General features: G+C 54.8%; 18 protein-coding genes. 4 read left to right on the top strand and 14 right to left on the bottom strand.

Annotated elements, in window-relative coordinates; translation table 11 throughout:
• Positions 1-160 precede the first annotated feature (160 nt).
• From HFM78_RS05115 to HFM78_RS05135, 5 genes are read right to left on the bottom strand one after another with little or no spacing between them, the layout of a single operon-like run.
• A complete protein-coding gene (locus tag HFM78_RS05115) occupies positions 161-508 on the bottom strand; it encodes a hypothetical protein (RefSeq protein ID WP_287128346.1) in 348 nt (115 codons plus the stop codon).
• A 1-nt stretch (position 509) separates the two neighbouring features.
• Positions 510-920 carry a thioesterase family protein gene (locus HFM78_RS05120; protein ID WP_287128347.1) on the bottom strand — a complete coding sequence of 137 codons (411 nt, stop codon included), beginning with the start codon at positions 918-920 and terminating at the stop codon, positions 510-512.
• Between the two features lie 11 nt (positions 921-931).
• The gene (gene argB, locus HFM78_RS05125) at positions 932-1831 is read right to left on the bottom strand and encodes an acetylglutamate kinase (RefSeq protein ID WP_287128348.1); all 900 of its coding nucleotides are present in this window, start codon (positions 1829-1831) and stop codon (positions 932-934) included.
• Positions 1804-2760, bottom strand: coding sequence for a J domain-containing protein (locus HFM78_RS05130; protein ID WP_287128349.1), 957 nt, complete (start codon positions 2758-2760; stop codon positions 1804-1806). Before HFM78_RS05130 ends, argB begins: the two co-directional genes overlap by 28 nt.
• A complete protein-coding gene (locus tag HFM78_RS05135; protein WP_287128350.1) occupies positions 2709-3521 on the bottom strand; it encodes an ABC transporter substrate-binding protein in 813 nt (270 codons plus the stop codon). The genes HFM78_RS05130 and HFM78_RS05135 overlap by 52 nt, the downstream gene beginning before the upstream one ends.
• Positions 3522-3571: 50 nt before the next feature.
• Between HFM78_RS05135 and HFM78_RS05140 the strand changes: the two genes are divergently transcribed.
• Complete coding sequence (locus HFM78_RS05140) at positions 3572-3796, top strand: ferredoxin family protein (RefSeq protein WP_287128351.1); 225 nt, start codon at positions 3572-3574, stop codon at positions 3794-3796.
• 46 nt (positions 3797-3842) lie between these two features.
• Here the strand turns inward: HFM78_RS05140 and HFM78_RS05145 are convergent, their stop codons facing one another.
• The 3 genes from HFM78_RS05145 to HFM78_RS05155 form a co-directional block, all read right to left on the bottom strand.
• A complete protein-coding gene (locus HFM78_RS05145) occupies positions 3843-5048 on the bottom strand; it encodes a phosphoglycerate kinase (protein ID WP_287128352.1) in 1206 nt (401 codons plus the stop codon).
• Positions 5049-5120: 72 nt separating this feature from the next.
• On the bottom strand, positions 5121-5522 hold the full coding sequence (locus HFM78_RS05150) for a hypothetical protein (protein ID WP_287128353.1): 402 nt from the start codon (positions 5520-5522) through the stop codon (positions 5121-5123).
• A gap of 7 nt (positions 5523-5529) precedes the next feature.
• Positions 5530-5736 carry a hypothetical protein gene (locus HFM78_RS05155; protein WP_287128354.1) on the bottom strand — a complete coding sequence of 69 codons (207 nt, stop codon included), beginning with the start codon at positions 5734-5736 and terminating at the stop codon, positions 5530-5532.
• A gap of 192 nt (positions 5737-5928) precedes the next feature.
• On the opposite strand from HFM78_RS05155, the gene HFM78_RS05160 reads away from it, so the two are divergent.
• On the top strand, positions 5929-6294 hold the full coding sequence (locus HFM78_RS05160; RefSeq protein ID WP_287128355.1) for a hypothetical protein: 366 nt from the start codon (positions 5929-5931) through the stop codon (positions 6292-6294).
• On the opposite strand, the gene HFM78_RS05165 is transcribed toward HFM78_RS05160, so the two are convergent.
• The 3 genes from HFM78_RS05165 to HFM78_RS05175 are packed head-to-tail and all read right to left on the bottom strand — an operon-like array spanning position 6291 to position 7953.
• Entirely contained in the window at positions 6291-7049 is a 759-nt protein-coding gene (locus HFM78_RS05165) for a ribonuclease III family protein (protein WP_287128356.1), read from the bottom strand. The genes HFM78_RS05160 and HFM78_RS05165 overlap by 4 nt on opposite strands.
• Complete coding sequence (locus HFM78_RS05170) at positions 7046-7705, bottom strand: hypothetical protein (protein WP_287128357.1); 660 nt, start codon at positions 7703-7705, stop codon at positions 7046-7048. The genes HFM78_RS05165 and HFM78_RS05170 overlap by 4 nt, the downstream gene beginning before the upstream one ends.
• The gene (locus HFM78_RS05175) at positions 7699-7953 is read right to left on the bottom strand and encodes a hypothetical protein (RefSeq protein WP_287128358.1); all 255 of its coding nucleotides are present in this window, start codon (positions 7951-7953) and stop codon (positions 7699-7701) included. The genes HFM78_RS05170 and HFM78_RS05175 overlap by 7 nt, the downstream gene beginning before the upstream one ends.
• A gap of 205 nt (positions 7954-8158) precedes the next feature.
• Here HFM78_RS05175 and HFM78_RS05180 point away from each other — a divergent pair, with 205 nt between their 5' ends.
• Complete coding sequence (locus HFM78_RS05180; protein ID WP_287128359.1) at positions 8159-8341, top strand: hypothetical protein; 183 nt, start codon at positions 8159-8161, stop codon at positions 8339-8341.
• Between the two features lie 235 nt (positions 8342-8576).
• Here the strand turns inward: HFM78_RS05180 and HFM78_RS05185 are convergent, their stop codons facing one another.
• Entirely contained in the window at positions 8577-8804 is a 228-nt protein-coding gene (locus tag HFM78_RS05185) for a hypothetical protein (RefSeq protein ID WP_287128360.1), read from the bottom strand.
• 190 nt (positions 8805-8994) lie between these two features.
• On the opposite strand from HFM78_RS05185, the gene secF reads away from it, so the two are divergent.
• On the top strand, positions 8995-9906 hold the full coding sequence (gene secF, locus HFM78_RS05190; RefSeq protein WP_287128361.1) for a protein translocase subunit SecF: 912 nt from the start codon (positions 8995-8997) through the stop codon (positions 9904-9906).
• Here secF and HFM78_RS05195 read toward each other — a convergent pair.
• The gene (locus HFM78_RS05195) at positions 9903-10592 is read right to left on the bottom strand and encodes a TIGR04283 family arsenosugar biosynthesis glycosyltransferase (protein WP_287128362.1); all 690 of its coding nucleotides are present in this window, start codon (positions 10590-10592) and stop codon (positions 9903-9905) included. The two genes, secF and HFM78_RS05195, sit on opposite strands and share 4 nt — an antisense overlap.
• 4 nt (positions 10593-10596) lie before the next feature.
• Entirely contained in the window at positions 10597-11280 is a 684-nt protein-coding gene (locus tag HFM78_RS05200; protein WP_287128363.1) for a Crp/Fnr family transcriptional regulator, read from the bottom strand.
• Between the last annotated feature and the right edge of the window lie 99 nt (positions 11281-11379).

An 11379-nucleotide genomic window follows, 5' to 3' on the forward strand; every position in this document is an offset into this window, starting at 1 on the left:
GACGCGCCAGATGGTCCGCTACATAGGTCAGGGTCTAGTGGAGCTGGGCAGTTGACCGGTATTGGCAGTCGTCGAGTTTAGTAAAACTCATCGGCTAAGGGGCAGGTCACGGCTCCACTATCCGACCCACTCCTCTTGCTCTGTGTCAGTCCTGATAAAGTTAACAACTCCCAGGCACTAAGGGCACGATCTGCACCCCGCGCTCATCCCACAGTTCTAGCCAACTCAAATCCAGTTCCGGCAACTTGACAATATACTCGCGCTCGTCCACGACAAAGTAAGCTTGGGCCTGCTCACTATTGAAAAAGACCCGGCGGACATGGCCTGCTTTCACCCACTGGACAAAAGTTAGATAGGGAAGCCGTTCTTGGCGCAGGTGGGACGGGAGACACCGGAAGTCCTGCCACACGCCTGGGAGTAGATCACGAGTGAAATAAATTGTCCCAACTATGGCTAAGCCTGTCAAAAATAAACTCGTCACCCCACGACCCAGCCAGCGTTGGAACACCCTAGGCCAGGGCTTTAAACTGGGTTAGCATCGGGCTAGGAATAGCCGTTAAGCGGTAGTCACGGATATCTACACAGACCATCATTGTGCTGGCTTCCACCAAGAGCGTGCTAGTTCCGTCACTCTCTGGGCGAGCGAACTGGTACTGAAAGCGGAAACTCAGCCCGGTCAACTCCTCAATCCAAAGCGTCATCGCTAAGACATTGCCGTAGTGCGCGGGTTTGAAGTAGGTGAGTGCGGCCCGTGCTACGACGAGCTCCTGGTTTGGATATTGAAGATCTGGACCCAAAGTAGTAATGAATTCGCAGCGGCCCATCTCCATCCAGCGCATATAGGTTGCGTAGTAGACAATGCCCGCGCTATCGGTATCAGCGTAATAAACTTTGACCGGGATCACTTGACGATAATTCACGAGGGGCTGGGTCACGACGAGACAATCATAGTCCCAATACCCGTGTCAGTACAGACCTCTAGCAAGAGGCTGTGCATCCGTCGCCCATCCAGGATGTGAGCGGCCCGGACCCCCTGGGCGATGGCGCGGATACAGCATTGGAGTTTGGGGATCATCCCGCCGCTGACCGTTCCTTGGGCAATCAGGTCACGGGCGGTCTGGAGGTCTAACCGAGCAATCAACGAATCGGGGTCCGTGCGGTCCGCCAAGAGACCAGGGGTATCTGTCAGCAGGATCAACTTCTCGGCTTCCAAGGCAGCGGCGATCTCACCAGCGGCGGTGTCGGCGTTAATATTGTAGGCTTGCCCGGATTCATCGGAGGCTACGGTTGCCAGGACCGGGATGTAACCTTCCTTCAGCAAGGTCAAGAGTAAGCGGGGGTCTACCCGAGCGATATCCCCGACAAAACCAATATCCGGCTGGCTCATCGTCGAGACGTAGGGCCGTGCCCGTAAAACTGGACCATCATGCCCGCAGAGACCCACCCCATGCCCCCCAGCCTGATTAATGAGTTCGACCAGGTGTTTGTTGACCCGACCGGCAAGGACCATTTCTACCACGTCCATCGTCAGCCCGTCGGTGACTCTAAGCCCGCCGACAAACCGGGTCGGGATCGCCAAACGGTCAAGCCAGTGGTTAATCTCGGGGCCGCCGCCATGGACGACCACGAGTTTGATGCCTAGGGAGGCTAGGAACACAATGTCAGTTAAGACCGTACTGGATAGGTCAGCCTGAGCCATAGCCGCCCCGCCGTACTTGATGACGATGGTTTTCCCCGCAAAGCGTTGGACGTAGGGCAGGGCCTCCACTAGAATTTGGACACGTTGGGCCGGGGAGACCTCGGTTAGAGGGGTTTGTTTAGATTTTTCCACAGTTTTTGGATGGTCCCTTGGAGGCCGGGTTCGGATGGGGTTTCAGACTTCGGATTGGTTGGGGTCTTGGGCTGAGGGGCGGGGGAACCCGTGTTATTGATGCGGGTGATTTCTTTACGAGCTAGCGCATCGTTAGGGTCGAGGGCCAAGGCTTGGGTAAATTCGGCCTTAGCCATCCCCGGTAGACCTTGACGCATATAGGCCAAACCCAAGTTGGCATGGTAACTAGCATTCTCAGGTGCCAACCGGGTAGCTTCTTTGAGGGATTGAACGGCTTCACGGTAAAGTCGTCGGTCCAGGAGCATCTTACCGCGCTCAAAATGGGAAGCCGCAAAGTTAACCCCACCAGACCGACTCTCACTAGAGGGCATGACCGGGGGCGGGACGACGCTAGGAGGGGGGGCAACGACCTCAGATTCTACATTTAGCCGCTCACAACCTAAGACATAACCCAGATTGTAAATACTCAGTTCATTGGCAACCCCTAGGGCCACTAAGTCATTTTTATCTTTGTAGATACTGACACTTTCATTAAAAATAGCTTGACGGTAAAAAGTCTGGAGTTCGGTGAGCTTGAGCATTTGCTGCATCAACAGTAACTGTCTGTAAGTAAGGGGCTGGTATTCTCTCATCCGACCCGCCCAAACCCGGATTAATCGGTCATAGTCCCGACGCTGGCCCTCGTTACTGAGGATTTCAAAGGCTGGGTTGACAAGGCGAGCTAGAATCTGTTCAGCCTCAGCTTTGCCCTCCGTATCACGCCCAAAACGGTCAGGATGGAGGAGACGGACAATGTTGCGATAGTTCTTACGAATCTCAATGATGGGCGCGTCCATGGCGATACCGAGGACCGCATAGTAATCGGCTCCAAATTGAGCTAGCCCTTTAGTGATGAACGGAGACTGGAGCGCGTCTGTAAACTGTTCCAAAGCTGCCACTTCCTCAGGACCTTCTCCAGTGTACCCGCTTGTTTAAGCTGTTGTAGACCCCGGTCTAGGGCATTTTTGAGGCTTGGTTCGTCTTGGCGCACTACGCCCACGAGGGGCACCGGGAGCAGGGTCAAAGGAGCCACTGACAGGGGGGTACCCCGACTCAGCCACTGGGCCAAGGGCGTGTCTAGGACCACCGCCTCCAGTTGTCTTTGCTGTAGTTTCTGGATCAGTTCCGGGGCACTGTTCGCAGCAAAGGGCCGAATTCCCTTGGCTCGGTAGAGGTTGTGGGCATCCACGAGGGCCGCCCCGCCACTCCCCTTAAGGACTCCCACTCGCGCTCCCACTAAGTCGCCGATGCCGGTCAGGGACCGTGCGGTATGAGTGAGGACGGTTTGGCTCGTCAGGTAATAGGGCCGGGTGAGCAGAAAGGGTTGGGTCTGGAGGTCCGGGGCCTCTTGGAGGTTGAACAGGACATCCACCCCGCCTTGGCGTAGGACTTGGCGTTGCTGGGGCCATAGCACCTCCGTCACCTGGACTTGGATACCCAGGACACGCTCTAGACCTTGCAACAGTTCCCATTCAAAGCCCTGGTACTGACCGGTGGTGGGGTTAAGTGCGAAGTAAGGCATTCCTAAGCTCGGGTCGGCGGCAACTCTGAGCACCCCGCGCTTCTCAATCTGGCTCCAAGCTGCGTCAGTTTGAGCCAAGACCCCCGGCATGGTGAACCCAAGACCAATTAGCCACTGACGACGACGCATGATTTTTGTAAGGTTTCACTTAAAATATTAACAGTGTCGGAACGGAGCCTGTGTCCCATACCATTGTTACGAGTGTCTGTGAAGGTGTCGCCGACTGTGTGGATGCCTGCCCTGTCAACTGTATTGACCAGGGACCGGGCAAAAATGCGAAGGGGACGGACTGGTACTGGATTGATTTCGCCACCTGTATTGACTGCGGGATCTGTCTTCAGGTGTGCCCGGTGGAAGGCGCAATTATCCCTGAGGAGAAGTCAGAACTTCAATTGATGAAATAACCCCAACCCCGGCCTGGGTCTAGCCAAGCCGGGACGGGAGATTTTTTTAAGCCTCGTTGAGCGCGACAATCCCCGGCAATTCTTTGCCTTCTAGCAGTTCGAGCGAGGCCCCGCCGCCGGTGGAGATATGACTCATCTGGTCGGCTAAGCCGCACTGTTCCACTGCTGCTACCGAGTCACCACCGCCAATGATCGTGGTCACACCCTTCCCGGTCAATTGGGCTAGGGTCTGGGCAATGGCGTTAGTCCCGGTCGCGAATTTTTCAAACTCGAAGACCCCCATCGGACCATTCCAGATCACTGTCTTACTATCCGCAAGCTCGGCTTGGAAACTCGCAATGGCATCGGGTCCAATGTCGAGCCCCATCCAACCGTCGGGAATAGCTTCCACTGGAACGGTCTGAGTATTGGCATCGGCCTTAAAAGCATCCGCCACCACTACATCTGTGGGCAAGAGTAGGCTCACCCCCCGTACCTCGGCCTGAGCCATCAGTGCACGGGCAAGCTCCAGTTTGTCTTCCTCGACTAGAGACTTACCGACAGCTAGGCCCTTGGCTTTGTAAAACGTAAAAATCATGCCGCCGCCAAGGATGAGTTTATCCACCTTGGTTAGCAGAGCTTCAATCACGCCAATTTTGCTACTCACCTTGGAGCCACCAATAATGGCAACCAGGGGTCGTTGGGGTTCATCAATGGCCCCTTTGAGGTACTGCAACTCTTTGTCAAGCAAAAAGCCCGCCACTGCTGTGGTGAGAAAGTGGGTCACACCTTCGGTAGAAGCGTGGGCACGGTGGGCAGTCCCAAAAGCATCGTTCACATAGAGGTCGGTCAAACCCGCTAACTGCTCAGCAAAGGCCGGGACATTCTTCTCTTCTTCTTTATAAAAACGGACGTTCTCCAAGAGTAAAACCTGTCCGTTTTCGAGAGCTGCTACCTGAGCCGTCACTGCCGGACCTACCACATCCTCAGCCTTGAGGACCGTGGTATCACTCAATAATTCCTGGAGACGTTGGGCCACTGGGGTCAAACGCAGACTCTCATCCACTCCCTTGGGCCGACCCAGGTGGCTGACCAAGAGGACCTTGGCTCCGGCCTCAGTCAAATATTGGATGGTGGGCAAGGCTGCCCGGATGCGGGTATCGTCAGTGATCCTCCCCTCGGGAGTCTGGGGCACGTTAAAATCCACCCGCACTAAAACTCGCTTACCCGCTAGCTCGGCAGCAGACAATTGGGACAGTGTCTTCTTACTCAAGTCCGTTCTCCGTAACTTTTGCCCTCATTATGGGGGTTGTGGGGGCTTTCCACGCTAAGAACGGGTTAAGGACTAGTCGGTTTTGTTACTCGCTTTGATCTCGCTAAAGAAGTATCCCGTTACCCCCGCCACCAAGGGTGTGAGGAAGGTGTATAGAGTTTTCGCCGTACTGTCTAGGGCCGCAATTGCTTTTTCGGCATACTCCCCGCCGGTTGTTCCTGGCGCAAGGGCAGCTAGTTTCGCGCACAGTTGCGACACCTGGAAAAAATGAAAGCCGATAACCGAGGCTAGCACTAGCCATAGAACGCCTGCTAAACCAGCGGCAATATTATATAGTTTAAAACTGGCACGCTGCTTAAGGGTGGAGAGCGTGAAGGGTCGGGAACCCTCGTCATCTACAGCTTTGTCCAGGGTTAAAACCTTAGGGGGTAGCGGGGAGATATCTCCTCCTCCTTGCTCCTCAGCGTTATTCAAAAAGGCCTCAGCTAAGGATCAATTCGCTGGTGGTGTCACCGTGTTTGAGTAGCAAGGCCCCACTTTTGTCTTTCTTGATCTTGGTATAGAGGCCCACTAGCTGCAGACCCTTACGCAGCACTTCTGTTTCGGTCAGTCCTAAACTCTGGGCAACCTCTTTGAGGTCTTGGGAGCCTTGCTCACTAAGGTTCAATTTCACTGAGCGTCCAGCCATGGTCATCTCCTTATTGCAATCCTGGGTATTTTTTACCCATGATTTACCCTTACTACCCTATTTACACTCCAAAATAAAGTGCGCTGATACGCCACACGAAGACACCTCTTAGGACGCAGCCAGTTCTATCACTACAGAGAGTCGTGGGCTGGGGACGGGGTATCTAGGGTGTAGGTATCTCGGAGCTAGATCATGACCGCAGCACAATTTAAGGCAGGTTTACTTAGACGGGGCATCCTAGTGGTGACCCTAGTAAGTTGTCTAGCCCTACCCACCCAGTCCAGCCCTACGGGTAAAGCCCAGCAATTGGTTATCCCCAAAACTCAACCGCCCCAGCTAGATATCACCACTACTACCCCTCAATACAACCAAGTCACCCGTCCTATCAACGCTGAGCAACGCCAGTACCAGCGTCAGAACCCCACCCAAGCAGAAGTTGTGGATGGGGTCTGTCTAATCGAACCCCCTGCCCGTGAGGAGCAAGAGCTACGGAAGTTGAGTGCGGGACCGGATCTAGTCGGTGGTGTGAAAACCTGCCCGTCAGAGAATTCCCCTTAATCTATAGTTCCTTGATATTCAATCAGAGCCTGGTGTTGGGCTGGGGTATCCAGAAAGACTAGAGGCCGCAGGATGGTCGGCAGGGCTTGGTAAGCGGCGAGGGCAGCTTGCTGTTGCGCCTGTTTTTTGGTTGGGCCAGTGCCCACGCCGCGTTGATGACCTTTGAGATAGACCGTACAGAGAAATGGCGACTCTTGACTAAGTTGATAATCCGGGAGTTCCTTGAGGTAATGCTGACTCCATTCCTGGAGGGCTGCTTTGTAATTGAAGCGCGTCGGGTCAGCGAGGACGCGTTCAGCTAGGGGCACAAAGAGCGGATATAACCAACCTAGAATCAAACTAAAATTTCCCGAGTGGGGATCTGTTGTGTCAATCGTACTCAGGTACAGCGCACCCAGTACCGCTTCTAGCGCATTCGCCCGTTGGGTCATACGAGTAATAGAGGGTAAACAGGGGGCAAGCTGGAGGTCTGTAGCCCATTGACCGAGGGCCTGATTGGAGACTAGTTGGGCACGTAGAGCCGTCAATTCACCCACCCCCAAATCCGGGTAGCGTTCGTAAATAAACCGGGTTGCCAGCAACCGGACCACTTCATCACCCAGAAACTCCAAACGGTCATTATCGGGCTGGGGGCTCATCCCCGCTGCTGGGGGGACTAGGGCCTGGGTCAATAGATCCCACTGCACCGGACTGGTGGTCTCTAGCCCCAAGGCGGCGAGAAATTCTGCTCTCGGGCTTTGCTGCCAATCCTTCAAGGGGCCTCGGTGAACGTAACGATTAGGGTCTGACCGGGGTACAAGCTGGGCAGTGTCCAAGTCCTGACGGATTCTTGACGCGTGGCGAGTTCTTGAGCGATGGCCCGAGCCTGAGAAAGTCGGGACTGGGGGTCGGTGAAAATATTACTACCATAGCCACTAGAGCTACCGTAACTTGTACCCAGCGCGTAGGGACTGGCGGATTTACCCTCAAAATACCGAGTGAGTCCCGTCTGGCGGACGCGCCCTCCCTGAACGCCTCCCTCTAGGACAGGCATGGGGCGGGTGTTCGGGATGGGGAGGTCAGTCTGGGCAATCACGGCAAAAGTCCCACTGGCAGTCCGCAATTCATCAAATACCAATCGTCCCAGCGTCGGACCTAGAGGTACCCATAGCCCATTGAGTTGCCCCGGCTCTAAGTCTTGACCATGGAATCGTCCCTCGACGGGGATTGTGATCCGTTCCTCGGCGCGGAGGATAATAACCGATACTGTTTGGACCCGCAGACTAAGACGGTTGGGACCGGGCTCCAGGGAGACAGGAGGTTGATAGGGGCTCGTCCGGTTGAGGGCGTAATCATCCAGATTTGGTAGGACTACTTGGGCTTGAACAGTTCCGACTAAACACAACACCAAGCCAACTAAATACTTCAACATAGACCCTCTTCTGTCTGTACTTGGACCGCAATAACTAAGCCTACCCCTGAAACGAATTCTGTAAACCAATGTTCACCCTCGACTAAAGCAACATGGGGACTCCCGGCGGGCCAACAGTGGACATCCGTGGCTCCCATCGTCCGTAACCACTGCATCACTACTCGGACACTCCCCTCATCAAAAAAAGCCGAAGTCCGCGCGAAGGCGTGTTTACTAATCGGGCGGGCCGGGTCAATTTGCCGCTGCACCCAGTAATCCTGCCCTTTGAAAGTTGCACTAATCCAATAAAAAACCGTGTCCACTCTAAGCTCAGAGTTACTCCATTATTTTAAGGTCAAGGGCTAGTTGTCATCTAGCCGTATTTGCGGGCAAGCGCAGTCTCCTCTTCCTCAAAACGCCTGCCCATGAGTGGCAACGGTCTTTAAGGTAAAAGGGTCCGCATCGGAACCCGCCATGCCCTGCCGCCTCAACTTCCATTTGCTCAGTACCTTCTTTGGTCTCGGGACAGGGCTGGGGTCTTTAGGTTTCTTGTTTTTCCCGGTGCAATTCTGGGATTTCACGTTGGTCGGGATGGTACTAGCTCTGGTTGTAGGTATGGGTATCTGGTGTTTTGCTCAAATGCTCTCCCCAGCCTAAGAGGTCCCCTACCCCCAGCCCAGCCCCCTTACCCTGTCGGGCACAGGCGAGCAGGGTAGGGGAGCAAGAAGAAGAACTTTCTTCTGTCTTCGTGGTCTTGGTCCCCCACAAGTGGGGCGGAGGGGCCTCAAGCAGCGTAAAAAGACTGTTTCAACTTAAAAACGAGAGATTTAGCGTAAAAACGTCAGTTTTATCAAAAAACTAGGAGATTTAGCTTAAAGCAACCAGATTTAGCTTAAAGGAACCGTGCCTCATGATGGGCTTGTCGCCATTTCTGATACCAGTCATAGAGCATCACTAATCCCCCAGCAATCCCGATTAAATTTTCAATAATCTCCACCGCCGCCCCAAAATCCCGCACCTTCTCCTCAGACTGCACCACCGTCCCCGTCACGCCCGGTAGCTCTAACAATTCCTGTACTGCTGCTTGCGCCTCGGTCCCGATAATCTGTACCGTGTACATTCCGTACCCGCCGTTACTATGGCCTCATCATACCGAAAGCGGATATTCTCGTAACTGCCACGCACTGCTACTTCGTAATAACGCTTAGCTTGGAATTGGTATGGACGTAGAGATGAGCTTGACGGGGCCTAATGGGATGAGGGGACTGGACACTTGTACACTAAAAAAGGTCACTTGAGCGGTCTGAGCCATGGCGGTTGATGTCGTCGGTAAACATAAACTGTGGTTGGGCATCTCGGGAGCCTTTGTGGCGGCGGGATTGGTGGCGATGCTTTGGTCCACCATTACCCTCGGTTCTCCCCTCCGGCTGGGCATTGACTTCACCGGGGGGACCTTCTGGCAGTTGCGCTTCAAAACCGCTACCCCGACCTTGACCCAAGTGCGGGAAGTCCTGACCAAAAAAGACCTGGGCAACAGTATCATTCAGCTTTCCGGGAAAGAAGTTTTAATTCGTGCCAAACCTCTATCCCAGGAAGAACGGCTGGCGGTACAGGCCGCCCTCAAACAAGAACTGGGCGACTACACCCTAGACCGCATCGAGACCGTCGGGCCGACCCTGGGTCGGGAACTCTTGGTAAATGGATTACTGGCGATGTTTGTGACCCTGACGGCGATTGCAGTCTATGTGAGTATACGCTTCCAGTCAGACTTTGCCGTGTTCGCGCTGGTGGCGATGCTCCATGATGTCATCGTGCTGTCGGGCTTCTTTGCCTTCCTGGGATTGGTGGCAAATGTGGAGATTGATTCCTTGTTCGTGGTCGCCCTCTTGACGGTGGTCGGGTTCTCAGTGACGGATACCGTCGTCGTCTATGACCGTATCCGCGAAAATATGAAATTCGTCTCCCGCAAAAAACCCTTTGCCGAGGTGGTCAATGAGTCAGTTAACCAGACCTTCGCCCGTTCGCTCAATACTTCGTTTACGGCACTTTTGAGCTTGCTCGCCCTGTACTTCTTTGGCGGGGTGACGCTGAAGGATTTCTCCTTGGCCCTGATTATTGGGTTTGCCGCTGGCGCGTACTCCAGTATCTTTAATGCCTCGATCCTGCTCGTCATCTGGCGCGAGTACCAAGCCAGCCAAAAAACCAAGAGTAAGCCCGCCTAACGCACGTCTCGGTACCAACGCTGCAAAGTCGCTGGGGGTGTACCCAGGGCGTAGGCCACCCGGAGGGTCTGCATCAACCAGAACGTTTTGAGAATGCCGGATTTCTGCCAGCGACGGGCACTGGTCTGGAGGGGTAAGGCTAGGTGAGCCATCGTCCCCAGTCGGTAGAGACGGGCGGAGAACTCTAGGTCTTCCATCAGCGGTTGGTCCGGGAAGCCGCCGAGGTCCGTGAAAACACTCCGCCGCACAAAAATCCCCATATCCCCCGTGCAACGACGGGCCAGCCGACTCCGCCAGTTAATCAGCCGACCCATCCAGGGATAGGGCCAAGTGGGGTCATCCAACTGCACATCGAACCGTCCGCCCACCCAATCTCCCCGCATCGTTTCTTGTAATAAAGCCAAACCCCCCACAGGTAAACAGCTATCGGCATGGAGGAAAAGTAAGACTTCCCCCCCGGTTTGCGCCGCCCCCCAGTTCATCTGGGCACTGCGCCCCCGCTGGGGAGCTACCCCCCAAGCCAAGGGATAGTTTACAGTTGCGTCTCGAACTGTGTCGAGCGTCCCATCCTTAGACCCGCCGTCCACCACGAACACCTCAAACGGTCCCGCCTGCGCGTTGAGTGCGGTCAAGCAGGTAGCAATCCCCCCGGCTTCCTGATAAGTGGGAACAATGATAGATAGCACGGACTCAGGACAACCCCAGTAACTTTTCAAGTCGGTCCAGACTGGGGAAACGCAGACAGTTCCCGACTTTCTCGACGAGGCCCCGCTTCTGTAGGTCCGAGAGTGAGCGCGTCACCGTCTCGCGGGCCAATCCACTGAGAGCGGCGAGTTCGCGGTGGGGAAAGCTGGGAATTGTTACTCCATCCCGGCTGGTGCGCCCCTGCCCCTCGGCAATAAACAACAGCGCGTCCACCAAACGGCCCTCACTGTTGGACTCACGGGTGAGCAAACGGCGGTTAGCCTGCCGGAGACGACGGGCCATTACCAACAGCAATTCCTGAGCAAATAACGGCTCATGACTGAGCAGATGCATAAACGTATCGCGGGACAAACTACCTAAACGTAAAGGTGTTAAGGCCAAGACATCCGTGGAGCGGGGAGACTGGTCCAAGGCCGCCATCTCGCCCACAATCTCATCAGGACCGAGGATATTGAGGGTGACTTCATTCCCGTCACTGTGGAACATCCGAATCTTGACCCAGCCCTCTAGGACAAAATAAACCGCTTGCCCCCAGTCATTCTGGAAAAGGACGGTGTGACCGACTTCATAATTACGCTCGGTCATTGTCCGTTCAATGAGTTCGTGGGCCTCTGCCGAGAGTTTGGCGAAGACTTCAAGGTTGTACTTGTGGGAAGTTTTGGGCAGCATGGCTGATCTACCTGCTGGTTACGATTGGACTGCTGTCAGTGTACACACTCTTGACACTCCCCACGGCTAAAGCCGGGGGATAGCTGGGCGGTACCGCCC

This window comes from Candidatus Cyanaurora vandensis (genome assembly GCF_013285555.1).
GTDB classification, from domain to species: domain Bacteria; phylum Cyanobacteriota; class Cyanobacteriia; order Gloeobacterales; family Anthocerotibacteraceae; genus Cyanaurora; species Cyanaurora vandensis.

What these genes read in the sequence shown, in the direction of transcription:
- HFM78_RS05200 (WP_287128363.1), bottom strand. Translation starts at nt 11,280, where the DNA reads ATGCTGCCCAAAACTTCCCACAAGTACAACCTTGAAGTCTTCGCCAAA.
- HFM78_RS05160 (WP_287128355.1), top strand. Translation starts at nt 5,929, where the DNA reads ATGACCGCAGCACAATTTAAGGCAGGTTTACTTAGACGGGGCATCCTA.
- HFM78_RS05170 (WP_287128357.1), bottom strand. Translation starts at nt 7,705, where the DNA reads ATGTTGAAGTATTTAGTTGGCTTGGTGTTGTGTTTAGTCGGAACTGTT.
- HFM78_RS05180 (WP_287128359.1), top strand. Translation starts at nt 8,159, where the DNA reads ATGCCCTGCCGCCTCAACTTCCATTTGCTCAGTACCTTCTTTGGTCTC.
- HFM78_RS05185 (WP_287128360.1), bottom strand. Translation starts at nt 8,804, where the DNA reads ATGTACACGGTACAGATTATCGGGACCGAGGCGCAAGCAGCAGTACAG.
- secF (WP_287128361.1), top strand. Translation starts at nt 8,995, where the DNA reads ATGGCGGTTGATGTCGTCGGTAAACATAAACTGTGGTTGGGCATCTCG.
- HFM78_RS05155 (WP_287128354.1), bottom strand. Translation starts at nt 5,736, where the DNA reads ATGGCTGGACGCTCAGTGAAATTGAACCTTAGTGAGCAAGGCTCCCAA.
- HFM78_RS05135 (WP_287128350.1), bottom strand. Translation starts at nt 3,521, where the DNA reads ATGCGTCGTCGTCAGTGGCTAATTGGTCTTGGGTTCACCATGCCGGGG.